15 protein-coding genes and 1 tRNA gene are annotated in these 26,857 nt (G+C 53.1%); 7 read left to right on the forward strand and 9 right to left on the reverse strand.

The window, feature by feature from the left end:
• The first annotated feature begins 155 nt into the window (after positions 1-155).
• From dnaG to WA318_RS05570, 6 genes are all read left to right on the forward strand, one after another.
• A complete protein-coding gene (gene dnaG / locus WA318_RS05545) occupies positions 156-2,045 on the forward strand; it encodes a DNA primase (RefSeq protein ID WP_336080225.1) in 1,890 nt (629 codons plus the stop codon).
• A gap of 114 nt (positions 2,046-2,159) precedes the next feature.
• Positions 2,160-4,232 carry an RNA polymerase sigma factor RpoD gene (gene rpoD, locus WA318_RS05550; protein ID WP_114098035.1) on the forward strand — a complete coding sequence of 691 codons (2,073 nt, stop codon included), beginning with the start codon at positions 2,160-2,162 and terminating at the stop codon, positions 4,230-4,232.
• Positions 4,233-4,338: 106 nt separating this feature from the next.
• Positions 4,339-4,412, forward strand: a tRNA-Ile gene (locus tag WA318_RS05555).
• Positions 4,413-4,682: 270 nt separating this feature from the next.
• Complete coding sequence (locus WA318_RS05560) at positions 4,683-6,908, forward strand: peptidase domain-containing ABC transporter (RefSeq protein ID WP_336080226.1); 2,226 nt, start codon at positions 4,683-4,685, stop codon at positions 6,906-6,908.
• Positions 6,905-8,227 (forward strand): HlyD family type I secretion periplasmic adaptor subunit, encoded by a 1,323-nt coding sequence (locus WA318_RS05565; RefSeq protein WP_336080227.1) that lies wholly within the window; start codon positions 6,905-6,907, stop codon positions 8,225-8,227. Before WA318_RS05560 ends, WA318_RS05565 begins: the two co-directional genes overlap by 4 nt.
• A 1,124-nt stretch (positions 8,228-9,351) precedes the next feature.
• Positions 9,352-16,641: a cadherin-like domain-containing protein gene (locus WA318_RS05570; RefSeq protein WP_336080228.1), complete on the forward strand. Its 7,290-nt coding sequence runs from the start codon at positions 9,352-9,354 to the stop codon at positions 16,639-16,641.
• 485 nt (positions 16,642-17,126) lie between these two features.
• On the opposite strand, the gene WA318_RS05575 is transcribed toward WA318_RS05570, so the two are convergent.
• The 9 genes from WA318_RS05575 to WA318_RS05615 all read right to left on the reverse strand — a co-directional run bounded on the left by WA318_RS05575 (position 17,127) and on the right by WA318_RS05615 (position 25,836).
• On the reverse strand, positions 17,127-18,548 hold the full coding sequence (locus WA318_RS05575) for an amidohydrolase family protein (RefSeq protein WP_336080229.1): 1,422 nt from the start codon (positions 18,546-18,548) through the stop codon (positions 17,127-17,129).
• Positions 18,549-18,665: 117 nt separating this feature from the next.
• Positions 18,666-19,535, reverse strand: coding sequence for a dioxygenase family protein (locus WA318_RS05580; RefSeq protein WP_336080230.1), 870 nt, complete (start codon positions 19,533-19,535; stop codon positions 18,666-18,668).
• Positions 19,536-19,742: 207 nt separating this feature from the next.
• A complete protein-coding gene (locus WA318_RS05585; RefSeq protein ID WP_114100107.1) occupies positions 19,743-20,282 on the reverse strand; it encodes an NADPH-dependent FMN reductase in 540 nt (179 codons plus the stop codon).
• Positions 20,283-20,329: 47 nt separating this feature from the next.
• A complete protein-coding gene (locus WA318_RS05590; protein WP_336080231.1) occupies positions 20,330-21,652 on the reverse strand; it encodes a TRAP transporter large permease in 1,323 nt (440 codons plus the stop codon).
• Positions 21,649-22,176: a TRAP transporter small permease subunit gene (locus WA318_RS05595; RefSeq protein WP_114100105.1), complete on the reverse strand. Its 528-nt coding sequence runs from the start codon at positions 22,174-22,176 to the stop codon at positions 21,649-21,651. Before WA318_RS05595 ends, WA318_RS05590 begins: the two co-directional genes overlap by 4 nt.
• Before the next feature lie 75 nt (positions 22,177-22,251).
• Positions 22,252-23,346 carry a C4-dicarboxylate TRAP transporter substrate-binding protein gene (locus tag WA318_RS05600; protein WP_114100104.1) on the reverse strand — a complete coding sequence of 365 codons (1,095 nt, stop codon included), beginning with the start codon at positions 23,344-23,346 and terminating at the stop codon, positions 22,252-22,254.
• Positions 23,347-23,427: 81 nt separating this feature from the next.
• Positions 23,428-23,832, reverse strand: coding sequence for a YciI family protein (locus WA318_RS05605; protein ID WP_336080232.1), 405 nt, complete (start codon positions 23,830-23,832; stop codon positions 23,428-23,430).
• A gap of 56 nt (positions 23,833-23,888) precedes the next feature.
• A complete protein-coding gene (locus WA318_RS05610) occupies positions 23,889-25,025 on the reverse strand; it encodes a CaiB/BaiF CoA transferase family protein (protein ID WP_336080233.1) in 1,137 nt (378 codons plus the stop codon).
• A gap of 1 nt (position 25,026) precedes the next feature.
• Positions 25,027-25,836, reverse strand: coding sequence for a citryl-CoA lyase (locus WA318_RS05615; RefSeq protein WP_336080234.1), 810 nt, complete (start codon positions 25,834-25,836; stop codon positions 25,027-25,029).
• Positions 25,837-26,052: 216 nt separating this feature from the next.
• Here WA318_RS05615 and WA318_RS05620 point away from each other — a divergent pair, with 216 nt between their 5' ends.
• Complete coding sequence (locus tag WA318_RS05620; RefSeq protein WP_114100100.1) at positions 26,053-26,856, forward strand: IclR family transcriptional regulator domain-containing protein; 804 nt, start codon at positions 26,053-26,055, stop codon at positions 26,854-26,856.
• Position 26,857: the final 1 nt, after the last annotated feature.

Raw genomic sequence — 26,857 nt, forward strand, 5'->3', positions numbered from 1 at the left:
AAGCCGGGCGTGTAAAATCGTCCGGCTTTCGTCGTCCCTAAAGCCTGCCATGCGCGCACATGATTTATAATGGCGCACCCGTAAAAGGCAGGGTTGGGGCAAAGACCATCAACAGGGTTGCGCACACGCGTAACCATAAACGGGATCGGGACATCATGAGCTTTCCCCAGTCGTTTCTGGACGACCTGCGGGCACGGGTAGGACTGGCAGATATTGTCGGTTCATCGGTGAAGCTGATCAAACGCGGCCGCGAATATTCCGGTCTGTGTCCGTTCCATTCCGAAAAATCCCCGTCGTTTACGGTCAATGAGCAAAAGGGTTTCTATCACTGCTTTGGCTGTGGGGCGCATGGCGATGTCATCAGTTTCATGATGAATACCCGTGGTCTGACCTTTGTCGAGGCGGTCGAGGTCCTTGCCAATCAGGTCGGCATGGAGGTGCCCAAACCGTCACGTGAAGCCCAGGAACGCGAACAGAAGGCCAAAACCCTTTATGAGGTGATGGAGGCGGCCTGTGTGTTTTTTGAGCGCATGTTGCGCATGCCCGAGGGCAAGGAAGGGCTTGATTACTTTCATCGTCGCGGCCTTGACGACAAAACCATTACCGATTTCCGCCTTGGCTTTGCGCCCGATAACCGTGCGGCCCTGAAAGCAGCGCTCAAGCGCGAGGATATCGACGAAAGGCTGATGATCGAAGCAGGCCTTCTGATCGAGCCTGAAGACAACAGTCGGCAAAGTTATGACCGGTTCCGTGGCCGGGTGATGTTCCCGATCCTTGACCGGCGTGGCCGGGTGGTGGCCTTTGGCGGGCGCGTGATGGGCGATACCAAGCCGAAATACCTTAATAGCCCGGACACACCGCTATTTCACAAGGGCCGCTTGCTTTACGGGTTGCCGCAGGCGCGCGAGGCGGCGCGCCATGATGCCCCCATCATCGTTACCGAAGGCTATATGGATGTGATCGCCCTGCATCGCGCCGGTTTCCGGGGGGCTGTCGCGCCGCTTGGAACGGCTGTGACCGAGGAGCAGATCGGCGAGCTTTGGAAAATGACCAACGAGCCGGTCCTGTGTCTCGATGGCGATGCAGCCGGGAAACGTGCGGCGGTGCGTGCAGCCGAGCGCGCCCTTCCGATCCTGCGCCCGGGCAAGTCATTGCTGTTTTCCATCCTGCCTGAGGGCGAGGATCCCGATAGTCTGATGGCAGGTCCCGGTGGCTTTGAAAGCTTCAAGAAGATCATTGATCAGGCGGTTCCGCTGGCCGAGCTGGTCTGGCGGATGGATGTCGGGGCGCACAAGATCGATACCCCGGAACGGCGTGCGGCCCTTGAAGCTGATATCAATCAGCGTATTTCGGTGATTGCCGATGAGGCCGTACGCGGCCAGTACAAGTCGATGTTCAATGACCGGATCTGGAAACTGTTCAAGGGTGAGCGCGGAAACAGGCCCGTCGGGCGCGCTGCTTCGGGCGGTGGATATCAAAATAAAAAGCTGCCACGGGGTGGCAAACGCGGGAAAAATGACCATTTCTTGGGTCCGGCCGGGAAAGCAGTGCCGGGCATGTCGCGACCTCCGATGCAGAAGAAGCGCGATCTGCAGGACTCCATTCTTTTGCTGACACTGATCAATCATCCTGCCCTGCATGACGAGATCGGTGAACAGCTTGGAATCTATAGTTGTGCAGACTCCGCGCTTGACAATCTTCGTCGGGCCGTCTTAAAGCTGCTTGATGACGATCCTGGACTTGATTCCGATTCAATCAGGACCCATTTGGAGCGCGACGGGCTGTCAGAGACAGTTTTGCGGGTGGTCAGTGCGGATGTAATTGCGCACGCCGCTTTCGCCAAGCCCGAAACGCCGCTCGAACGGGCCAGAACGGGTTGGAAACAGGTTTTTTCCATGGCTGTAAGCTCCCTGGAGGACGAAGAGGCAAAATACGCCGTCCGACAGTTGGCAGCAGATACCAGTCAGGAAGAATGGGAGAGATTTTCTCACAGGCGTGAGGATCTCGCCCGTCGCCGGGAAAAAGTGTTCAAGCTCGACGACTGATCTTTGAGTGTTCTGCATTCAGGATCGGCGATCGGGCTATTTGTGATTTGCGCTGACAAGACAGCGCGTGGGACAACAACGGTACGAATGTACCCAGCGGGAAACGGGGAATAGATGTCGTCTAAGACTTCGAACGCTGAAGAGAAAAAGAACTCTTCTGAAAACGCAGACGGACCTCTTCTCGATACATATAAAGCGGCCATCAAGAAGCTCATTGCCAAGGGCAAGGAGAAAGGCCACATCTCGGTCGATGAGTTGAACGCGGCTCTGCCGTCGGAACATTTCTCGTCAGAGCAGATCGAAGACGTGATGAGCAATCTCAACGAGATGGGCATCAATGTCATCGATGGCGACGACGCAGATGACAATGACGACGACAATGATGATTCGGATTCGGATCCGCGCGGCAATATTTCGGAAGAAGATGTTGGCCGTACCGATGATCCGGTGCGCATGTATCTGCGCGAGATGGGCAGTGTTGAGCTGCTGTCGCGCGAAGGCGAAATCGCCATTGCCAAGCGTATCGAGGCCGGCCGTGACATGATGATTGGCGGGATTTGTGAATCCCCGCTGACCATTCGTGCCATCGTGAACTGGCATGATCAGCTTCAGGCTGGTGAACTTTTGCTTCGTGATGTTATCGACCTTGAAACCACCTATGGCGGCGGCCCGGATGCCGAAATCGCTGCCGAGGAAGGCGAGGAAGAAGAAGTTGATGCAGAGGCGGATGTCGAAAGCTTCGATTCTGCCAATGACGACGAGGACGAAGAAGCCGAAACCGAAACCCCCGAGCCGATCGGTGGCGATGACGCCGAAGAAGAAGAGGAAGACGAGGACGACGAAGAGTCCGGGGATTCCGACGGCGAAGAGGGCGGCGACGGCGATGATGATGACGACGAAGACGAGAACGAACAGGTCAACGTTTCTCTTTCCAAGATGGAAGAAGAACTGACCGAGCAGGTTCTTGAGAAATTCGAACTCATCGCCAAGACCTATGAAAAGCTCCATAAGGCCCAGGAACAGCGACTGGTTGCCCTTAACAAGGGTGAAGCGGTTCCGGCTGCGACCGAGAAGCGCTATGCCAAGCTCAAGAACGAGATGGTCGAGCTGATGGAAGACGTTCACCTGAACAACTTCCGTATCGAAGAGCTTCTTGACCACCTGACGGGTCTTAACAACCGTTTGCTCGGCCTTGAAGGCAAGCTTCTTCGCTTTGCCGATCGTTGCAAGATCAAGCGTCCGGATTTCGTCAAACAGTATCAGGGTCATGAACTTGACCCGAACTGGATGGAACGCGTTGCCGGTCTTCCGGGCAAGGGCTGGAAAGCCTTTATCGAACGCTATCCCGAAGAAATCGCCAAACTGCGCGAAGATGTTGGTGGTGTTTCGGCCGAGGTCGGCCTTCCGATCAGCGAATTCCGCCGCGTTTACAGTGTTGTGAACAGGGGCGAACGCGAAGCCGGTCGTGCGAAAAAAGAGATGATCGAGGCCAACCTGCGCCTTGTGATCTCGATTGCCAAAAAATACACCAACCGTGGTCTTCAGTTCCTTGACCTGATTCAGGAAGGCAATATCGGCCTGATGAAGGCGGTGGACAAATTCGAATACCGCCGCGGGTACAAATTCTCGACCTATGCGACCTGGTGGATCCGTCAGGCCATTACGCGTTCTATCGCCGATCAGGCCCGTACGATCCGTATTCCGGTTCACATGATCGAAACCATCAACAAGCTGGTGCGTACCTCGCGTCAGATGCTGCATGAAATCGGTCGTGAGCCGACCCCGGAAGAGCTGGCAGAAAAGCTTCAGATGCCGCTTGAAAAGGTTCGCAAGGTTCTGAAAATCGCCAAGGAGCCGATCTCGCTCGAAACCCCGATCGGGGACGAGGAAGACAGCCATCTTGGCGACTTCATCGAAGACAAGAACGCCGTTCAGCCGCTTGATGCTGCGATCCAGGCCAACCTGCGTGAAACCACCACACGGGTTCTGGCATCGCTCACCCCGCGTGAAGAACGTGTTCTGCGTATGCGTTTTGGGATCGGCATGAACACTGACCACACCCTCGAAGAGGTTGGTCAGCAGTTCTCCGTGACCCGTGAACGTATCCGTCAGATCGAAGCAAAAGCGCTGCGCAAGCTCAAACATCCGTCGCGCTCGCGCAAACTGCGTTCGTTCCTCGATTATTAAGAATTCAGACGACGTTCGGGCTTGACCTTGGCCCGAAAATCGCTAGTTTTCGGGACCGCACCAGTCATCTGGTGCGGTCTTTTCTTTACCCGGACTTTTGTCTTGGGGACCCGTAGCTCAATTGGTTAGAGCCGACCGCTCATAACGGTCTGGTTGGGGGTTCAAGTCCCTCCGGGTCTACTATGGAGCAGTGTTTACAGAGCGTATTCACTGCTCCATTGCCTCTCATTCTTCCCAAATGAAATTAACCTGACGGACCAGCCACCCGAATTGTCATAATTTGTGGTTATGGCAAGCTATTCTCTGTCTTGATCCGTGAATAAATTTGTCATGGGGCTGCCTGTTCGTTTGGGTAGGTTGTGCTCTGACTTTAGCTCGCTATTATATGTGGCAATAAAGATAAAAAGTCTTGGGGGAGCCGAAAACGCTTAGTTGAGGGCTCCGCACAGAATGAAAGAACCAGAGGTTCTTGACCGGGATCTGGACACGGGTTTGTCTTCGCTTGCCTTGGTGCTGGCGATGCATGGCTTCGGCGCTGATCCTGACCAAATCAAATATGACGCAGGGCTTGGGGAAGCCGCATTTGATGATGCGGAAATCCTGCGTATTGCCAAACGCTATGGCGCGAAGGCAAAGAAGATTACGCTTCTGCCAAAGCATTTCTCCGATATAGCATTCCCGTTAATTGCCCGGATGAATGATGGTTGCTATGTGGTTGTTGCGCGGCGCGCCAGCGATGGCCGATTGCTCGTGCGTGATCCAAAGCAGAGCAAACCGGTTCTTGTAGAAGAAGAAACATTCATCTCGGAGTTTTCCGGGGCTGCACTTTTGATCGCGCGGGGAAAACGGGCGACTGAAGATGGGGCATCGCACGGCCCCGTGCAGCCATTCGGGTTCAAGTGGTTCCTTCCACTTTTGAAAAAGCATCGCGCGGCATTGTCGCATGCAATGGCGGCGTCCCTGTTTATTCAGATTTTTGCACTGATCACGCCGCTCTTTGTCATGGTGATCATCGACAAGGTTCTGAGCTCGGGCAATATGTCGACCCTTGATGTTCTGATAATCGGGCTGGTGGCGATTGCGGTGTTTGACCTCGTTATTGGCGGGTTACGGCGATATGTGTTTTCGCTTACCACCAACAAGATTGATGCCGAACTGGGTGCAACTGTTTTCCGGCATCTAACCCGTCTGCCGATGGCGTATTTTTCTGGCAAGCGGACGGGCGATACGGTCGCGCGGATCAAGGAGCTGGAATCTGTTCGAGCCTTCCTGACCGGATCGGCATTGACCGTCTTTGTCGATTTTGGATTTACCGCGATCTTCCTGATCGTGATGTTCGGTTTTGCGCCGATCCTGGCGACCATTGTTGTCGGATTTGTCGCGGCCATCCTGATTATCTATGGCCTGATCGGGCCATTCATCAAGGACAAGCTCCAGGAACGGTTCAAGGATAATGCGGACTCCCAGTCGCTTCTGGTCGAGGCGGTTTCCGGGATGGAAACTGTCAAGGCGCTGGGGATCGAACCGCAAATGCAGCGCCAATGGGAAGATCAGGTCGCAGCACGCACAGATTCTGCCTATGGTGCGGACAAGGTAAGCTCGGCGACGCAGCAGGCCGCCGGATTCCTCAACAAGGTTCTCATTGCCCTTACGTTGTGGCTCGGCGCGCGCATGGTCATGGATGGCGGCCTGACTGCCGGGCAGTTGATCGCCTTTAACATGCTGGTCGGGCGGGTAACCGCGCCGGTTATGCGCATTGCCCAGTTGCTTCAACAACTGGCCCAGACCAAAGTTGCGCTCCGCCGTGTTGCAGATATTCTCGATGCTGTACCAGAGCCTGGTCGCAATGCCAAGCGGTCCCAAATGCCGCGTATTTCGGGTGGCGTGAAGTTCGAGCATGTCACGTTCCGCTATGTCCCCGATGGGCCGAAAATCCTTGATGATGTCAGTTTCGAGATCAAGCCGGGACAGGTGATTGGTCTGGTTGGTGTATCGGGTGCGGGCAAAACATCGCTTTTGCGACTGATCCAGCGGTTCTATCCGGTCGAGGGTGGGCGTATCCTGATTGACGGGATGGATATCGCGGCAACTGATCCAGCCTGGCTGCGTCGGCAGATCGGGGCGGTACTGCAGGACAATTTCCTGTTTAACCGCACCGTGCGTGAGAACATCGCCATAGCCATGCCCGGTATGCCGATGGAGCGCGTAATCGCCGCCGCCAAACTTGCCAATGCCCATGAATTCATCACTCAATTGCCACAAGCCTATGACACGGTGATTGGTGAACGGGGTGGTATTCTGTCGGGCGGGCAAAAGCAGCGGATTGCAGTGGCGCGCGCGCTTGTGACCAATCCCGCAATCCTGCTCCTTGACGAGGCGACCAGTTCGCTCGATAGCGCATCGGAACGCGCAATCCAGAGCCAGATGCAGACCATCACCAAGGGGCGGACGGTATTTGTTGCCGCACACCGCCTTTCGACCCTGCATCACGCGGACCGTATTCTTGTGCTTGATAACGGTCGTCTTGTTGAAAGTGGAACGCATTCGGATCTTCTGAAGCTTGGCGGGGCTTATGCGCGTTTGCATACGATTCAGGCCGGTCTAAGTGGCAATACCGATCAAAGTGCGACACCAGCCAAATCAACAACCAAGAAATCGCAGGAGGCCGCAGAATGATGAAGCAGGATCATAGCGCCTTCATGCCCGGCATCCTCGAGGTGACCGAGCGTGCCCCCAACCCGGTGGCCTGGATTTTGCCCATTGTTCTGATGGTGCTGTTTCTGGTTGCGGGGTTGTGGGCATGGATGTCGGAAGTCGCCATTGTCAGCCCGACCCAAGGAACACTGGTCCCGACCGGCAAGGTCAAGGTTATCCAGCCGTTTGAGATCGGCGTCGTGCGTGAAATCAATGTCCGTGACGGGCAACAAGTCAAGGCGGGCGATCAGCTGATTGTACTTGATGGCACCGATAGCACGGCGGATCTGACAAGGATCGAGCAAGACCTTGCAAGCACCGGGCTTAAGCTTGCCCGTCTTAATGCGCTTGTAAACGACTTCAACGATCCGGCCAGCCATTTTCTGCCTCCGGCGGAGGCATCGGAGCGTCAGGCTATCGCCGAATTCGATGCCATGATTGGACAAGCCCGTGCACAACAGCAGCGCGTTGAAACGATCAATCAGGAAGTCCTGCAACTCCGCGCCGTACGTGACGGCATTGCTGTGTCGATTGACCGGGTTAATGCCATCCTGCCGTTGATCACAGAACGTGTCGAAGGTCGTCGGTCACTGGCATCCGATGGCTACGCAACCCGAACGTCGCTGCTTGAGCTTGAGCAGGAATTTGTCGAACGCCAGCAGGAACGCCGTCAACTGCAGTTTGATCTGCAAAAGGCCAATGCTGATATCGCCATGGCGCAGGAACGGCTGCAAAGTACGGTGGCCGATTTTGAAGAAAGCCTGTTTGACGAACGTGCGCGGTTGGACCAGGAATTCGGATCACTGGTGCAGGAACGCATCAAGGCAGAACGTCGCCGCGATCAGCAGGTCCTGCGCGCACCGATTGATGGTGTAGTGCAGGAACTCGCAGTCAATACTGTCGGTGGGGTGGTTGAAGCGGCCCAAACCCTGATGAAGATCGTCCCTGATGACAGCAAACTGGTGGCCGAGGTCAAGCTTGCCAACCGGGATGCCGGTTTCGTCGATATCGGTCAGAAGACCCGGATCAAGGTGGAAACCTTCGAGTTCACCAAGTTCGGCGCTATTGACGGTACCGTGATCGATGTGTCGCCGGATGCGGTTGTGGATGAGAAGCTAGGGCCGGTATACCTTGCCAAGGTCGAGTTGGCGCAGCAATACCTGACGGTACGCGGGCGTAAAGCGCCTTTGCAGCCTGGTATGACGGTTACGGCCGATATTCAGACTGGTGAGCGTCGATTATTGGAATATGTCCTCGGTCCGATGTTGCGGTACCGGGATGAGAGTTTGAGGGAAAGATGAAGATTTATATTTTCCATATTGTGAAGTCGATACCTTTGAGCTTGCTGGTGTTTTTTTACTTTTACATTGGATTTGAAAGTCTTCTGGGAGGTCTGTTTTTTGGAGGGATTTTTGTTGTAATATCTTTATTTTACTACTTGATTCTATTCAGGATTTTTGCAGAAAGCTTAATGGCTATTGTTGCAATAGATCTTGTTCTTGTGGTTATGGTTTTTGCAGCTTTTGGGTTCATCATTTCGTGGCATATTTTAAAATTCTTGTTGCTCGCGATTTTTGTTCAAATTTTCTCTTCGGTAGTTTTTCGGCTGATATTCAATCGCCTAAAATTTCAACTTGATTGAGGAGAAATGACTATGTGGTTTAAGCCGCAAGTATTTTTAGGTGACAGAGCAGTTTTCCATACCGGTGGCTACGGAGGGCCTGGTGCTGGCGACGAAAAAGGCAACGAGGGAGCTCATGCTTCCCGTGACAGTCGCTCAAGTGGTGGAGATAAAGGCTCTGAAGGATCGGCGACCCATCAAACAACATTTACTCGTGTTGGAATAGAGTACGGCCAACAAGTAACGAGAACATACACCGATTTACAAACGATCAAAGAGAGGGTCATCGACGTCAATGACAACAATACTTGGAGGGATCAGCTATCTGTCGAAAGAAATTTCGATAGATGGAACGATATGGGCAAAAATGGCGTGCCGGATCGTTGGTCCCCGTTTGGCTCCGACACAGAAAAGTACACGGAGCAAGGAATTTATGAAGCTTTAGAAAATCTCGGTTTAAACCCTCACATCTTTCGGAGACCTGTTGTACTCGACTTGGATCAAGATGGGCTTGACCTTACAGGCTTATCGGAGAGCGGTGCGTTTGTTGAATTTGATTCGAATGGTTTTCGATTCAATTCGGGCTGGATCAATGAAGGCGATGGGATTCTTTGTTTTGATGGGAATGCTAATAATGCCATCGACGGTGGAGAAGAGTTTGTTTTCGCCGATCAAACTTTAGAAGACGATACAGATATTGAGGCGCTTGCAAAGCTGTATGACACGAACAATGACGGAGTACTGGATGCGTCGGATGAGCAATGGGGACAATTTCGTGTTTGGCAGGATTGGAATGGCGACGGTTTGTCTCAAGAAGGCGAAGTTAGCACCCTTGAAGAGCTCAATATACTAGAGGTCGGGCTGGTTTCTGACAATATCGAAGAAGAGATCGAGGGAAACATCATCCACGGACGGTCTACATTCAAGAAGGAGGATGGCAGCACCGGTGAAGTCGGTGATGTTGCACTAAAGGCTTCAAAATATGGGTCCCGTGTCTCTGAAGATGGTGAAGTTGTTTTTGGTTATGGCGATGCCTACTTCGCCGAGAGCAGTAGCAGCCAGAATCTGAACCTTGCCGATAGCGACTATGATGGCCTGATCACGGGTGCCGGTGACGATACACTTGCCAACAGTTCGGGCGAAGATGGTTATCTGTCATCTGGTGCCGGGAATGATACCCTGCTTGGTGGTGATGGTGACGAATGGTTGTCTGGCGGCGATGGCGCGGACACCATAAATGCTGGTGCAGGGCACGATATCCTGTTTGTTGATGCCGACGACAGTATTGATGGTGGTGCCGGGTTCGATGTTGTTCTGGGGCAAGGGGAAGATGATCTTTCCATTGATCTTGGTGCGACCAATACCGAGGCCGTTTATGGTGCGAAAGGTAATGATGATCTGCGTGCCGGAAATGCCCAATATGTAACGATTGATGGTGGTGCCGGTGATGATCAGGTCATAGGTGGCACCGGTAATGATTTGCTATCGGGCGGTGAAGGGGCAGATACCCTTCGTGGTGGTGCCGGGAATGACACACTTGTTGTCGATGAAAATGACGATTTTAATGGCGGTGCGGGTGAAGACCGCGTCATTTTCATGGGCGATGCGGATCTTGATATCAACATCACCGACTATGAAGTTGAGATTTTCAATTCCGGGGGCGGTGATGACATCATTCGTACCGACCAAACCCACGAAGCAGCCATTGATGGGGGCGAAGGTAATGATACCATCTTTGGTGGCTGGGGCGATGACTGGTTAAGTGGCGGGCACGGCACTGACAGTCTTTTGGGTGGGTATGGGGATGATACCTATCTGTTCGGTCGTGGCGATGGGGCGGACACCATCCGGGATTTTTCCCATAACACCCGAACAGATACCATCTATGATCTTTACTCGGACGGTTCAAAAAGAAATGTCCGTTACCGCACGGTCGATATTCACGAAGATGCCGGCAACGACACAATCCTGTTTGGGGCGGATATCAACCCCGATGATCTGATGATCAAGGCGGATGGTCAGGACATTATCATTGCACTCAAAGACCCTGACAATCCCGATGCATCCTTTGATGAATTAGGTGATCAGTTGCGGCTTGTGAACTGGCAAGATGCCCGTGATCGGATCGAAGGGATCGAATTTTCCAACGGCACCGCGCTTGACCTGAATGCGATGCTTGGCAATTTGGGATTTGCCGCAGACGGAACAGTTCTTGATGTTGGGGCCGCGATGGCGGCGAAACTGGGGGATTTGGCTGACGCTGTTGGCGAGGACGGGATTGGACTTGCCGGGGCTTCTGTCGATGAAGTCCTGTCTGGTGGCGATGGTGACGACGTTATTGCTGCAGGTGGCGGGGACGACCTTGTTACCGGTGGTGATGGTGATGATCAGCTTTATGGGCAAGATGGCAACGATATCATCCACGGCGGCGAGGGTTCTGACCTTCTTGATGGTGGCGCGGGTGATGACGTTCTGTTGTCGGACGGTGATGACACCCTGCGCGGTGGTACCGGGACCGATACAGTCAAATTCTTCAATGATGATGGTGTTCAGTTTGATCTGAGTGATGCCGAGGTCGAGAACGTTCTGGGCTCGCTTGGCGATGATGAGTTGAGCGCGCTTGGTCTGGAAGATGCCATTTACATCAATGGTGGTGCCGGCAGCGACACCATCACGTCCGGGACCGGCAACGACAGTTTGCTGGGCGGTTCAGGCGACGATGTGCTTGATGGTGGTGCTGGTGACGATGTTCTCGACGGTGGTTCCGGTAATGATACCTTTGTCGGGAATGCCGGGGCAGACCACCTGATCGGCGGTGAGGGCGAGGATGTTGTTGATTATTCGGCCAGTGACGAAGGTGTTGAATTGTCGCTTGAAACCGGCGGCATCAGCGGTGATGCGTCTGGCGACAGCTTTGATGGTGTCGAGAATGTTGTTGGAACGAGCCATGACGATGTGATTGCCGGGGATGACGCCGCCAATACCCTGGATGCCGGGGCGGGTAATGACAGCCTTTCGAGTGAAGGCGGCGATGACCTGTTGCTGGGCGGTGAAGGTGATGATGTCCTTGATGGTGGTACGGGTGCCGATACGCTTGAAGGCGGGTTTGGTGACGACACCCTGATTGGTGGCGACGGGCGCGATACGATCAATTCTGGAGGCGGGGATGATCTGATCAATGCGACCGGCGATGGCGATGTGATTGACGGTGGCGAGGGTCATGACACGCTTGACTATGGTGCGGCAGATGGCGTTCGTCTCGATATGTCCGACACAACGGGATATCAGGCCGGTTTCACCGAAGATCGGGCGCAGAATGTTGAGCATGTTATCGGCTCCGGCGCAGACGATGATCTGGCGGCAAGTGGTGAAAATGATGACGTTTCCGGTGGATCGGGTGATGACCTCCTGAGCGGACGCATGGGCAACGATACCTTGTCGGGTGATGCCGGCGATGACACGATCCTTGGCCAGCAGGGCAATGATACGCTTCTGGGCGGGGGCGGGAATGACATCCTGAGTGGTGGTAGCGGTGATGATATTCTGCTTGGCGGACACGGGGATGATCTTGTCTTTGGCGGCGAAGGTCACGATACGGTCGTGTTTGCCGGTGATCGCGATGATTACCTGCTGTCGCGGGATGGCGACACCCTTATTGTCACCGGGGAGGACGGCACAACACGTGTCGAAGATGTTGAAACCATCCGGTTCGATGATGGTGACTTTGCCGTCGAGGATTTGCTTGATGACGAAGATTTGCCGAGCGTGACGGATAGTTCTCGCCAGCGGCGCGATGAGATGTATCAGACATCCCTTGCTGCATCAGTCGCCGCTGCGGCCGCCCTTGGAGGACTGGCAAGCAGCTATGACAATACAGCACAGGCTGCTGAACTCTTGCAGGCAGCAGCAGACGAGGATGCTGCCAATGCCGATGATGTCTGGTGGGTGCCGCCAATTGTGGAGGATAACGAAGCGGACAGTTCGGATGCGGTATCTGGTGGGGCTGGTGATGATGTTCTGAGCACAGAGGGTGCTGTCGCGCAAGATGTTGCGGATGCCTTTGCTCAAACTTCCGAGGGTGAAGCGCTTTTGGCAAACCTTGTCTCAGGCGAGGTAAATGACGGTGATTTACCGGTTGCCTCTGTTCTGACAGAGGAACAAATTCAAGCAATGTTGGCTGCTGAAGCCGCTCAGGGCGGTGATGCCGTTGATGTTTCGCAAGGAGATAGCGCTGAAGACGGGGTTCAGGCAGACGCGGATAACTCTGATGCTGATGTTTCCGAGCCGGAAGTTGACCGATCAGATGGTGACGGTCTGGAGCCAGCTGATAACGCCGTTGAGTTCTTCAATGCGGCACCGGTCACGGTTCCGGATTATGTGTTTGGCCTTGAGGATCAGGTGATCCGTATTTCAATTGCCGACCTGCTTGGTAATGATCTTGATCGTGAGGGTAACCAGCTTATTCTGGATGGGATAATCTCAAGCTCCCATGGATCGGTTCAGGTCCGCGACGGTTTTATGATCTATACCCCGGATGCTGATTATAACGGGATGGCATCAGTGCGTTATCGCGTCCATGACGGGTTTGGGAACCGTGTTGAATCTGTTCTTAATATCCATTTGTCAGCGGTGAATGACCAACCCGAAATTACGGTTCAGGATACACGGGCCCATTACGCCAGTGTTATAGATCTGACCGATTTGATTGCAGCCAGTGACCGGGATGGCGATGCCATCTATGTCGATCTGCGTGATGCATCGGGTCTTGGGTATTTCGAGCTTGATGGCGTTCCGGTCGCCGATGAAACGACGGTCCGGGTGCTGGCAACCGAGCTTGATCGCGTGCGTTATGTTCCTTCCCAGAACCTTAATACATCAGAAACGCTGTTTGCCCGGACGTTTGACGGAGAACTCTATTCCGATTGGGCAACGTTTGAGATTACTGCTGACAATACAAAACTTGGCAGTGACGGCGATGATGTTCTGATTGCCGGAGGACTTGGGGATATTCTTGACGGGTTCGAAGGGAATGACACCCTGACGGGAGGTATGGCAAATGACCTTCTGCTTGGTCGCGCGGGGAATGACACGCTTGATGGAGGCGATGGTAACGACACGCTTTACGGCGGTGATGGCGATGACACGCTGATTGGCGGTTCAGGTGACAATACCCTGTTCGCCGGTGATGGCGATGACACGCTTGAGCTTGTTAATGTTGGTGATCTTGACAGGTTGTTTGCCGGTTCCGGCCGGGATCGCCTGATCATTCATAACCTCAATGATCTGACCCTTAACCTTGCTGATTACGAACTTGAAGAAATCGTTGCCGGTTCTGGGAATGATTACCTTTATTCATCTGCCGATATTGATCTCTATATCGATGCAGGCGCGGGGGATGATGTTCTTCAGGGCGGTGAGGGGAATGACACCCTGATTGGTGGCGCAGGCAAGGACCGGATCGAAGGTGGTGCCGGTGACGACGTCATAGAAGTTGGCCTTGGTGATAACCTTGCCGACATCGACGGCGGATCGGGCAATGATACCCTGACTGTATCTGATGGTGTTGACATGACCATTGATATGACCGGCATCAATATTGAGAATGTTGTTGGTGGCAGCGGATCGGAAACGGTTACCGATCTTGCCGCAGGCGGCAGCAATGTCTCATTGGGTCGTGGTGATGATACTGTTGTCGCCGGGGCTGGTGCAGACATACTAAATGGCGGTGATGGTTCTGATACGCTTGACTATAGTCAGTCCATGAGTGCCGTGAATGTTAATCTGGAAACCAACACGGTTTCAGGGGGAACGGCAGAGGGAGATACAATTTCCGGCTTCGAAAATGTAAATGACACAGCGTTCGATGATGTCATCGTTGGGGATAGCAAAGACAACTCCCTCTATAGTTCGTCGGGAAATGATGATCTTACAGGCGGTGCTGGCGCAGATACCTTTGATGTCAATATTGGTGCTTCTGCAACGGGAACCGTTCGCGTTCGCGATTTTACGCCGTCCAGAGGGGATGTATTTGCTCTGTCGGGTGTAAGTGGGGCCGCATTGATTGCTGCGGCGACCAATGCGCTGGCAAATCAGACAATGGATGCCGATGGCAATGTATCGGTTGTCTTTGATAATGGTAGAGAAGTCATTTTTGAAGGTCTGGGGGAGCCACTTACGGCCGAGATGCTTGATGCGCCGGTCGTCGTTGCATCCGAGACCATCAGTGATGAGCAGACCGGTCAGATGATGGTTGCCGTCGAGCTTTCCAAGCCGGTTGATGAAGACGTTGTCTTTGATTTCTCGCTGACTGATGGCAGTGGGGGCGTTGCCGGTGATCTTTTGGCGTCTGGCGGCAGTATCACCGTAACTGCAGGCACAACAAAAGGTTCTGTCAATATTGGAACCGACATAGACAACTTGATTGAAGGAACAGAAAGCTTTGGCGTTTCGGTCAATCAGGTTTCGTCCACATCGCAACCTGCCATAGAGCTAAGTGACGTGACATCAACTGTCTATCTGGTCGATCAGGGCAATACTGACAATCAGGTGGAACAGTCCGTCTACGGTCTGGGTGAAACACAGTTGAAAGAGACCTACGCAGATGGTGAGAATACATCAATTGGTGTAATCTATTCGGGGTATGTCGATACCGATAATCCCGTGGGGCTATACCGTGTTGTTGGATCGGTGTCCGGTGAGATTGAAGCTGGCGGTGCGGCTTCAATAGATTTCAATTACCATTTCAACATCTACAATAGCTACCATTGGACTAGCGGGCGTTTCCATGCCTACTACCGTTACCAGTCGGACGATAGCGGGGATTGGACGAATTGGAACTACAGCGGCGTTATTAGAAGCTACGGAGGGGCATGGCAGACGATCAACTTTGTGGGGAACTACCATATGAACTTCGGCTCAGTCCTGCCAATGGATGCGACAGTTGAAGTTCGTGTTGATTACTATCATGACGGCGTAAGCGGACGCGGTAGCTATCAGCTTGGCGGTGGTTTCATGGACATAGGCACGATGCACACGGGATTAACCGTTTCAAACAACGTATATCGTGTCGGTGATCTGAACGGTGATGGCCGTTCTGATGTTGCTTACTATGACTATAATCAAGGGAAATACATTTTTGAACATGCAGAACTCGGTGCTGCAACGTCAAACGCATTCAATCTCTCTAACGATACTGGCGAGAATGTAACTGGGATCATCGGAAATTCGATGGATGCCTCCGAGCATGCTTCCTACGTTGCCGCCGGTGATAAACTTTATATCGTCTCTCCGCCAGAAATAGGTGTTGATCTGATCCTCTCAGAACAGCCAAGTGTTCAGTTTGGTGCGACATTAAAATCTGTATCGCTGTCAAAGGTTCACGATATTAAAGGTGAAATGATCCTTGTGGCGTTGGGGGATGAAACTGGCCTTAGCACAATCGTACGCCTTTCCCCCTCGCCAGATATCTCACAAGAAGACGTCGACAATGCGCCAAGGATCGAATTGGCTGAGGGTTATACTGATATCATTGATATGGGCGACCTTGATGGAGATGGTCTGTCGGAAATTGGATTGCAGGGCGACGCTGGTATTGTTCAACTACCCAAGTCGGTATTCTTGAATGAGGATGCTGTTGTTCGTATAGGTGCGCTTGGCGGTGACATCCTTGTCTCCGCAGCGGAAGAAGAGCTTTTAGTCGGGATGACCGGCGACGATACCTACAGCTATTCAGGAAGTTTCGGTGACGATGTGATTGATAACACATCTGCTGGAACCTTTGATCATGACAAGATTGTCTTCGGAGCAGACATCTCTGCTGAGAAACTTTGGTTCTCCAGATCAGGAAACGACCTTTTGATTGAAGTTCTGAGCGGTGAACAATCTATCAGCGTTCGTGACTGGTATGGTGATGGCGCAGCAGCCAAGATAGACCAGATCAGTTTTGCGGATGGGAAAGAACTGGTTGCGCACGAAGTGGATCAGCTTGTCTCAATTATGGCTGGTTTGGACCGCTCAGGTGATGAGGAACTCGTAAGTGATATTCTTGCTCAGGATGTGCTTGAAAATGAAGTTGAGCAACTCTGGTCGGCATAAAGCCTTTCTATGAGCCCCTCAGCGATAGCGAATTAGCTGATCGTTTCATCGCTTTGAGGAAATTGTCCCCTTTTCTGTCAATTCTGCAGATTTTTGTCAGCTTATGTGTCAATCCATGTCAATTTATCTGGCAATCGGAACTGTCAAGTTGTTGATTTCGCTGTATGTCGGATGTCATCTTTTGTGGCACGTGACAATGGAGCAGTGTTTACAGAGCGTATTCACTGCTCCATTGCCTCTCATTCTTCCCACACGAAATTAACCTGACGGACCAGCTACCCGCATTGTCATAATTCGGGGTTGGGGCGTGCAATTTCGTCCGAATGTGTTTTGGGTTGATCAAGCCGGAGCCGGAGCAGAAAAACTGCGACCTGATGTGAAGATCAGATCGCAGTTTTGCGGGTGTATTACCAAATTCTTTGGAGAAGCAATGCTGCTTCAGGCTTCGCCTTTTGCTTCTTGCCAGCTAAAACGTCTCACTCCGATCACTGAACGTAATCCTGGATTGCGAGTATGTTTTTCTCAATGCCTGCGGCGGAGAACAATCTGTCCCGGCTTGCTTCGAGGTTTTTACGAAGGCTTGCCAGATCAGCGCCAACCAGTTTGCCTTGCCACTTCCGGATCTTGCCTGCAACCATGACGGTGTCGACGTTGCTGCGCTCCATCAATGTAACAACGGCGCCGGCTGCGTTGTTCAGTGGCGCAACGTTGAGGGCATTGGCATCAAGCATGATGATGTCAGCCTCTTTGCCAGGTTTCAGGCTGCCAATGCGGTGATCAAGTTTGAGCCCTTTTGCCCCGCCCATTGTTGCGTGATAGAGCGTGTCCATACACTGAAGAAGGTCCGGATATTCTTTGCCAGACAGCGCCATGTCGTTGGCAAACATCCGCTGCAACGTAATCATCGAGCGCATCTGGGTGAAGAAGTCGGCTGTCATGGTGCATTCAACATCGGTCGACAACGAGATGTCCATGCCAAGGTCAAGCGCCTGCTGAATTGGTGGCGTTCCATGGCGCATATGCATTTCAATGGGCACTGACAACGAGACGTGCGATCCGGCATCTGCAGCAACCTTCCATGCATAATCGGACATCCCTGTCATATGAATGAAGATGTTGTCAGGTCCGAACCATCCATCTTTGGCAAGGGTGTCGAAGGTTTCCTGCATGCCGAAAGTGCCCACAACATGCAAGGCAATCGGAAGGCCAAGATCACGGCCGATTTTCCAGGCTTCCTCGTAACCGGGCAGATAGATTTCGCCGCCCATCACCATGGTGGTCAACTGGTCGTCAGAATTGAAGTACTGATCCCTGATACGTTTGGCATCCCGGGGATATTGTGCACGATCACCCCACCCCTCGAAATATCCGAAAACACCCCGTCGACCCGCGGCCTGAAGGCCCTCGATTGCTGCATCGGAATGTTCGGGGCTGTGATGGATCTGGCTAACATCCATTACAGTGGTCACACCGGCATCAAGCTGTGCGAGGCCACCAAACAACTCATTGATGAAAACATCTTCCGGTTGGTAATGCATCGAGAAGTTTTGAAGAATGGTTTCGTAGTAGTTGGATTTGTTGACCGGCCGCCCGTCATTCATCAGTACGGCGTGGGCCAGCTGCCCGCGCAAAGCCGTTTCAAATTGATGGTGATGCGTATCGACAAATCCCGGCATGACAATTTTTCCGGATGCATCAATGACTTCTGCATCCGGTGCATCAATCTCGTTGTCAACGGCAATGATTTTGGAGCCTTCGATCAAAATCGAACCGGAGACAAAGTTGCCGGTCTCTTCATCCATACTAAGGATAACAGCGTTCCTGATCAGAACCTGACGTTCTTTTTCTCCGGCACCGCGTGGCAGCGGATCAAGCAGGGGCGTACTTCGGTCAAAGTCGAAATTCAAGGGGCATGGTTCAGCGGCTGGTTTATTCACACACAGTCTGCACATAACATTTCCTTCCCGATATTTTTGTATTGGTCGAAGTTTCCCCGGCTGATCTGCTGGCGCGCAGCATCCTGGTTACGCGTTATTGTCTGGCGCCATTACGAAGTCATACTCGATGACGGCATCGGGTTTGCGCGCAAGATCGAAACTGGAAAGGTCAACCTTTGATGCCGGAACCACTTTGCCGATCAGGGATTTGCGGACACCGAAGACCGCGTCGTTTCCAAGATATTCGGTGTTTTCGAAGAAGACCTCGGTGGTCACGGTGTGCATGCCCGGATGGCGGATAATGTAGTGGAGATGTGCCGCGCGCCATGCGTGACGATTTCCCGCACGGAGCAACTCGCCAACCGGACCGTCATAAGGAACTGTGTAGGGTTTTGGCAAAACCGTCGTGTAGTAATAGCGGCCCTCTGAGTCTGTTTTCAGCTTGGCCCGCAGGTCGTATTTGTCCTGACCGTGTTCTTGCTCCTGAATCGGATAGGTTCCGGATGCATCCGCCTGCCAGGTGTCGATGACTGCCCCTGATAAGGGGTGATGGAGAATGTCAGTGACCTTGCCATGGACCAGAACGATGGCGCCGCTGCGATCGCCTGCAATATCACAACCAAGCGGCATGTTTGCAGCATCATCAAGATAGAACGGGCCAAGGTTGGAGCCCTCGGTTGCGCCGCCACGGGTATTGAGCATATCGACCAAAGCCGAGAAGCCAAGCACGTCGGACAGAAGAATGAATTCCTGGCGTTCTGGCGTTGAGATTTTCCCGCAGTCATACAGGAACGTAAGAACTTTCATCCACTCATCGTGGGTGATGTTCATTTCGCGTGTGTAGTCATGCAGGTGTTCGATCAAACCATGAAGCAATTGCTCAAAGCGACTGCCCGGCTCGGTCTTGAATGAGTCCTTTACGGCCTCGGTGATATTGAACTGGTTCACATCTGACATTTTTCTCTCCCTGAAAGCCGTCTCATTGCTTGTGAATGCAAAGGCCTTCGATAATTTGTTCTACAGAGTTTCTGCTGAAACGATATGGCACCCAAATTCTTCGTCAAGGGAAAATAATTTCGCATTACGAAAAGCTGCCATTTGTTTCGGGTGGTATTTCTTACGATAAAGTCCGCCTGTGTTTTGACAGGCACAGGGGTGACTGGTTTACGAATTCAGCCGGGAAAGGAAGGCCACCAGGCCTTCCGTCGCAAAATCAAGGACGGCCTGATCTTCAAACGTTCCCTCGATCAGTTTCTTTGGTGCCGCAGGCACAACAATTTCCTGCCAGGGAAATACTTCCGCAAGCATCCCGTTGAGGATGTATTTCAGGTGGCCTTGCGCCCGTACCCCGCCAAGTGCGCCGCCGGAAACGGAAAGAACGAAAACCGGTTTACCCTTGAACACGGACTGGTAGGCAGGTCGTGAAGCCCAGTCGATGGCATTCTTTAAAACCCCGGGGATACTGAAATTATATTCCGGTGTTGCGATCACCACACCATCGGCCGTTGCAATTGCATCGACAAGGTTCCGGATCTCCTCGTTCATTGCCCGGTCGGCGTTGTAGTGTGGGAGTGCCCCAATGTCTGCATAGGTCACATCCGTCACAGCGGGGACAGATTTTATCCTCTGCTCAAGTGCGCGAAGCAAAGCAGTAGAGGAGGAATCCTGTCTCAAGCTTCCGGAAATAAAAAGCAGTTGGGTCATTGTGTGTAATCCTGTGGTCGTTGAAGTTGCTCGAAAGCAAACCGGTGTCAGAGGCGTGCAAGCCAGGTCGAGATTTCCGGAATGGCAGCAAGTACAAACAGTGATACCACCATCGCCAGAAAGAACGGGGTCGAGCCCCGGAATATCTCGCCAACTTTCAAATCGTTTTGTCCCAGGGCGGTTTTGATCGTGTAGACCGAAAGTCCAAATGGTGGCGTCAGCAAACCGATCTCGACGGCGACAACCGTCAGAATGCCAAACCAGATCAGGTCAAAGCCTGCCTCGGTTGCAACCGGGATTGCGATTGGCAGAACGATCAACATGATCGAAATCGAATCAATCAGGCAGCCGAGCAGAATGACCAGAAAAAGGAACAGGGCAAGGAAGCCGTAAGGACCAATTGGCCCAGACAACATCCAGTCTGCCAGCAGGGATGGCAGACCCGACATGGCCAGCATTCGGCTAAAGAAGGTTGCTGCCATGATCAGGAACAGAACCGAGACGGTGATCTGCCCGGCCTCGACCAGAAGATCCCAAAAGATTTTTCCCGAAAGGGTACGACGCAGCAGTGCAATGACAAGTGCGCCGCATGCCCCGACAGCGCCGGCTTCGGTCGGATTAAGGAAGCCGCCATATAATCCGCCAAGGACAAGAACCATCAGGCACAGGATCGGCAAAATGCGTTTTGCCATGCCGCTGGCACCCCAGGCTGTGTCCTGCGCCGAGAAACTGGAACCTTCGGCATTCTCAAAGACAAACGACTTCTTTGTGAAAGCCAGGATCAGAATGGTCAGGGAGAACATAACCGCCAGCAGAAGCCCCGGCCCGATGCCCGCAAGGAACATCCTTCCGACAGATTCTTCTGCAAGGACCGCATAGACGATCAACAACAGGGATGGCGGGATCAGCATGCCAAGAACGGAGCTGCCGGCGACCACGCCAGTTGCAAACTTTCGTGTATACCCGTGACGGGCCATTTCAGGCACCGCAACCCGGGAGAAAACAGATGCCGAGGCGATAGATACCCCCGTGATAGAGGCAAAGACCGCATTGGCAAATACAGTCGCAATTCCCAGTCCGCCAAGAACCCTTTTAAGCATCCTCTCAAACACGTCGAATGTATCTTTGCCGATACCAGAAACTGTGACCAGTAACCCCATCAGCACAAACAGCGGTACAACCGCAAACAGGTATTCGCGCAAACTGTCATTGGCGACGGAGCCTATCATTCGATAGGCGACAATGTCGTTACGGATAAAGCTGACTCCGACAAAGGAGACAAGCAGCATTCCCACGCCAATCGGCATGCCCAGGCAAATGAGAAAAATGAGTGCAGCAATGGAAATAAGACCGATCTCGACGCCTGTCATGACGCTTCTCCTTTGCCGGCCTGAAGGCCGTTTCGGACATTTGTTACTGATTGAATAAAGAACTGGAGTGCAGCAACAGAGATGCCGACAAGGATCAGCAGGCGAAACGGCCAGGTCGGCAGGGTTGCGACACCGACAATGCCGATAAATTCGGCTTTGGACAGATCCTTGATGAAGATGTCCCATGTTGACATCGCCATGATAGAGCACATTACACCTGCGACGATGTCGAACAGCGCAATCAGCAATGCAGCTCCACCCGGATGAAATATATTGAGTATGTGATCAATGAATTCTGTACGCGAAAGGCGCGCATGACGCACCGTCGTGCCAAGCTGCAGGAACACAATCATCACCAGAGTAAGAGCGCCGAGCTCTGATACCAGTGGCAGTGAAGACCCCAGCAGATTGCGCGCAACAACGTCGCTACAAATGATGAGCATCAGCACACCAATCATAATCGTCCCCAGAACGGCAATGCCATCCACCACAAGGGTCCAGAGGCGTGCTATCGTGTTTGTCATATTTTCCTCCTCCAGCAATGCAGGGACCGCGTCTTAACAGCCCCTGACATTGTGGATTATTCGGTCTCTCTGTTTTTATTGGGCGTCCCAGTCGCGTGCCGGTTCTTCGCCACGATCGCGCAAGCCCTGCATGTATGCGGACAGCATTTCTCGGGCGGGCAATCCGCGCGCCTTACCTGCTTCGACCCATTCACCGGCAATATCGGGAAGGTTGTCGACCCACTGTTGGCGCTGGTCTTCCGGCATGACCGTAAGCGTGACGGGCGGGGTCTGGTTTGCACCCAATTCAATGATTTTGTTGAGCGCAAGCTCGTGACGTTCCATCAGGTCCTGGGCATGTGCTTTCGAATAGAAGTCTCCGGCAGCAAGCAGGGCATTCTGAACTTCCTCAGGCAGTCCGTCCCAGCTGTCCCGGTTAATTGCCAATCCACCCGAGAAAACCACACCTGCATTTACACGCGTGATATAGGGCGCGACTTCATAGATTTTTGTCGGCAGAACACCGAGTGCGAGGGACAGAACGCCGTCTGATACACCGGTCTGAATATCGGTGTAGAACGTGGTGAGAGCGCCATCAACTGCGTTGGCATTGACGCCGCGCAACCACGTCCCAAGGACGCCAGGTGCAGAGATCTTCATCCCGTCAAGGGTCGCAAGATCATTGATCGGCTCTTTGGTGTAGAGGTCATAGCTGTCCGCACCGGTCGCACCGAGGAATACAAGATTGTATTGTTCCCACTCTTCACGGAATGCCGGAACCTTGTCAAAAAGGTCGGTCATCGTATTGAGCTGGGCGGGGACATTGTTGGTGGAGAAGGGCGTATATCCGGTCACCTGACTAAGCGGCATTTTCGCGCCTTCAAGGTATGAAAATACCCAGCCGATATCGGTAATACCCTGTTCAACCGACGTTAGCGTCGCATTGGCTTTGTAAAGCTGGCCGCCAAATGCTTCGTTCCAGTCGATTTTGTAGTTCCCGCTTTCAGCAAGGATACGGTCGGTTTCCTTCATGAAATGGGTCTGGATCATGCCAATCCACGGGATTACGGTCGGGTGACTGGATGCCACCGTAAGCGGAACGGTTTCCTGCGCATTCGAGACAGTCGTAAATACGATGGACGAGAGCGTCATCGCCCCGGCCACTTTCAGTGCGTTAAACATGCCTTTCATAGTTTTCCTCCCTTTATGGTTATGTCTGGCAATGTAGTTCCGGCAGGCCGGTCACAGATGACAGGTTTGCCCATCCCCCGATTAAACGAGGGAAAAAGTCTGGCTGGACATGTCCAGCTTCACCGTGAGGCGACCTTCATTGATCATCCAGGGGCGAATGCGAAAACGTCTTGCGCCGCGCTGATGCATCGGATCACGCTTTGCAATCTCGGTTGCGTGTTTAAGGTTCTCTGCGCGGATTACGACCATGCCTTCCCCGGCCCACCTGGTTTCATCATCCGTCCAAAGCGGACCCGCGGACCAAAGGATGCCCTCATTTTCCAGGGACATCTGAAATGCAAGATGGTCTTCGAGATTTTCCATCACCGGACCCATGCCATTGACCGGTTCGGTAAAAACAACAAAAAGCTGTTTTTGCAGCATGGCGCTGCTTGCGGCCTCGACATCTGCGCGCAGGAGGGCATCCTGCTCTGCTGCTTCAGTCATGTGTTGCCTCCTCTGATTGGGCGTTCTGTTATTGCGTTTTCCCGTTCTGTGCGGGATTAGCTGTTTTTCAGTTCAGCGCGAATTGCGTCCCCGTGCTCGTCAAGGACGGGGGGCGGCAGAACATCAAGATCGGGTGTTCGATTGAAGTTGTAGGGCGCGCGGACAGTCGTGAAGTTGCCCATTGTCGGATGGGTGGCTGAGACCGACAGATTTAGATGAATGGCCTGCGGGTCATCAAGGGCTTCGTCTGCGTCATAGGCTGGTGAATGCGGAACTTCATTGTCACGCAGCTGATCGCACCAGAAATCACGTTCCCGGCCTCTGAATACAGGTGTGAAGACGTCGATCAGGTCATCCTGATGAGCAATGCGCGCCATTCGCTCGCTGAAGCGTGGATCGTCATTGAGCTGTTCCATTCCGGTTGCAGCAAGCAACCCGTCCCAGAACTTGGTTGGCGATGACAGGTGGATCGCAACCCATTTCCCGTCGGCACATTCAAAGGTGTAGGACTGTGAGACGACCGGGCGTGACAGCGGTCCCATAACCTCGCCTTCACTGAAGTAGTGGGTGAAGCTATCAAGGTTGAAATGGCTCATTGCTTCGAGCATCGAGATATCAAGGCGCGCACCATCTACACCGGGCTTGCGGGCCAAAAGTGCCGCGAGAATACCCAGGGACGCGTATTGCCCCGTGATGGCATCGGCAATCGCCGGACCAATGACGCGCGGGTTTTTGGGCGGTGTTACCAGACGCAAAAAGCCACTGGCAGCCTGTGCAACAGTATCGAATGCAGGGCGGTCGCGTGCCGGGCCATCTTGCCCAAACCCCGAAATCGCACAATAGATCAGGCCCGGGTTGCGTTTGCGCAAAGCGTCTTCACCGGCACCAAGTTTTTCAGCAACGCCCGGGCGGAAGTTCTGAATGAAAACATCCGCGCTTTCGATCAGTTTATAGAATGTCTCCAGATCATCTGGTGTTCTGGTATCAAGTGCGATTGAGCGTTTGTTGCGGTTATAGGTCTGGAAATGTGGTGAATACAGCCCGCCCTTGAAGGCACGGAACGGATCGCCGGTTTCCGGCCTTTCGACCTTGATGACATCAGCCCCTAGGTCTGCAAGATGCATGCTTGCTGCCGGACCGGTGATATAGGTTCCCATTTCGACGACACGGATGTGTTCCAGCATCTTTGCCATGCTATTTTGTCTCCTGCTTGGCTGCCGATGATGGGCCGTCATAAGAAATGGCAAGGTCGGCGTGATGCGACATTACAAAGCCGATTGACCGGGCGGATTCTTCAAACAGATGAGCCGCGAGGCCTGCTGTGCGCGCCAGCAACGGCACGGCCTTCATCGCCTCGGCTGGCCAGCCTGCGTCAAGCATGCAGGCCGGAATGGCCCCGGACACGTTGATCGGCAGTGGACGGCCCATCACATCGGGCGCGATTGCTGCAATTGTTCTGAGTGTTTTGATGTGATCGCCAACCAAACCGTACTCTTCTGCAAGTGCCAGCAATTTGTTTGCGCGTGGATCGCCAGAACTGTGCTGCGGATGGCCAAGGCCCGGTACTTTTTTGCGTGCACTCTTTAGTTCATTCAGGCTCGAGGTCGCAGCAGTTTCGATTGTCTGACCCGGCTCTTTGCTGTCTGCAAGAACGGAAACGATATAGTTGCCCGCGATCTCGGAGCTTCCGGCAACCACACTGCCCATACCAAGAATTCCGGCGGCCATTGCGCCCTGCCATGCTTCCGGGGCAGCGGCCAATGTCATTCTTGCCGCCTGAACGCTCGGGACCAGTCCGTGTTCGGCGATCGCGATGAGGCAGGCATTCATCATCGCCTTTTGAAACTGATTTGGTTGTTCACCGGTCACCAGCAGCCAGAAATATTCTGTGAGGTCGACGTTCCCGATCAGCTCATCACACAGATCGAAGCCACGAACAGTGATGCTGTCTGCATCTGAGGTGGCAATCGCTGTGAATGGCTGGTCTTGCTTACCTATTCTCATTTTGGTAGCCTTTTTCGTATAGCGAAAATTATTTCTCAGAGCGAAGATAACGTGGTAAACAATTCAGAGTCAAGAGCGAGAGCTCAAGACCAACTGCAATGTGTTTTCGCTAGCCGAAAAATTTGATAGATACGTGAGTGCGCTGACATGGCCCGCAAGAGGCCAGGCCCGCCGAAATGATGGCAACATATGCTCAGGTTGGAACAGGAGAATTGTATGACTGACGAAGTCGAACGGCCATCAGAGTTTGTCGAGGCTCTTGCAAAGGGACTTGCTGTTCTCGAGAGCTTTGATGCCAACCACAATGAGATGACACTCAGCGAAATCGCGCGACGCGTTGACCTGTCTCCGGCAGCAGCACGGCGCAGTCTGATCACGTTGTCGCATCTTGGCTATGTCGGTCAGACAAACAAGCGCTTCCATCTGCGCCCCAAGGTCATGAGCCTGGGTTCCGCTTTCTATTTCTCGGCGCATATCGACGAAATGCTGCAGCATGAATTGCGCCATATTGTCGAGACATTTGGCGATGCGTCATCGGTAGCCACGCTTGATGGATTTGATGTGATTTATATCGCTCATTTCTCGACACAGCGGGCGCGACGGGCTTCTGCGGTTGTCGGTGCACGATACCCGGCACATGCAACTTCAATGGGCAGGGTGCTGCTGGCTGGTATGGAGCCAGACAAGTTCGAGACGTGGCTTGCGGAAATGACCCCCGTGGCTTTGACCAGCAAGACAGTTATCGACAAGGAAGCGCTGCGCGATGCAATAGAGAAGGTCCGCGAACAAGCCTGGTCGACAACTGTAGACCAGCTTGATTACGGCATCACTGCCTTGTCAGTTCCAATCCGGGGCAGTAGTGGGCGTACTATCGCGGCTCTTAATTCATCGGGATATTCTGGCATGGTGACTGCCGACCAGCTTGTCGAAGAGCGACTTCAAGAATTGCGCCTGGCGGCATCGCGCATTTCGCAGTCTCTGTACAAGAACCCGATTTTCGAAGCAATTATTGGCGCTTGAG

It is taken from the genome of Thalassospira sp. CH_XMU1448-2, from assembly GCF_037027285.1.
Classification (GTDB): Bacteria; Pseudomonadota; Alphaproteobacteria; order Rhodospirillales; family Thalassospiraceae; genus Thalassospira; species Thalassospira profundimaris_C.

What these genes read in the sequence shown, in the direction of transcription:
- dnaG (WP_336080225.1), top strand. Translation starts at nt 156, where the DNA reads ATGAGCTTTCCCCAGTCGTTTCTGGACGACCTGCGGGCACGGGTAGGA.
- rpoD (WP_114098035.1), top strand. Translation starts at nt 2,160, where the DNA reads ATGTCGTCTAAGACTTCGAACGCTGAAGAGAAAAAGAACTCTTCTGAA.
- WA318_RS05560 (WP_336080226.1), top strand. Translation starts at nt 4,683, where the DNA reads ATGAAAGAACCAGAGGTTCTTGACCGGGATCTGGACACGGGTTTGTCT.
- WA318_RS05565 (WP_336080227.1), top strand. Translation starts at nt 6,905, where the DNA reads ATGATGAAGCAGGATCATAGCGCCTTCATGCCCGGCATCCTCGAGGTG.
- WA318_RS05580 (WP_336080230.1), bottom strand. Translation starts at nt 19,535, where the DNA reads ATGTCAGATGTGAACCAGTTCAATATCACCGAGGCCGTAAAGGACTCA.
- WA318_RS05585 (WP_114100107.1), bottom strand. Translation starts at nt 20,282, where the DNA reads ATGACCCAACTGCTTTTTATTTCCGGAAGCTTGAGACAGGATTCCTCC.
- WA318_RS05590 (WP_336080231.1), bottom strand. Translation starts at nt 21,652, where the DNA reads ATGACAGGCGTCGAGATCGGTCTTATTTCCATTGCTGCACTCATTTTT.
- WA318_RS05595 (WP_114100105.1), bottom strand. Translation starts at nt 22,176, where the DNA reads ATGACAAACACGATAGCACGCCTCTGGACCCTTGTGGTGGATGGCATT.
- WA318_RS05600 (WP_114100104.1), bottom strand. Translation starts at nt 23,346, where the DNA reads ATGAAAGGCATGTTTAACGCACTGAAAGTGGCCGGGGCGATGACGCTC.
- WA318_RS05605 (WP_336080232.1), bottom strand. Translation starts at nt 23,832, where the DNA reads ATGACTGAAGCAGCAGAGCAGGATGCCCTCCTGCGCGCAGATGTCGAG.
- WA318_RS05610 (WP_336080233.1), bottom strand. Translation starts at nt 25,025, where the DNA reads ATGGCAAAGATGCTGGAACACATCCGTGTCGTCGAAATGGGAACCTAT.
- WA318_RS05615 (WP_336080234.1), bottom strand. Translation starts at nt 25,836, where the DNA reads ATGAGAATAGGTAAGCAAGACCAGCCATTCACAGCGATTGCCACCTCA.
- WA318_RS05620 (WP_114100100.1), top strand. Translation starts at nt 26,053, where the DNA reads ATGACTGACGAAGTCGAACGGCCATCAGAGTTTGTCGAGGCTCTTGCA.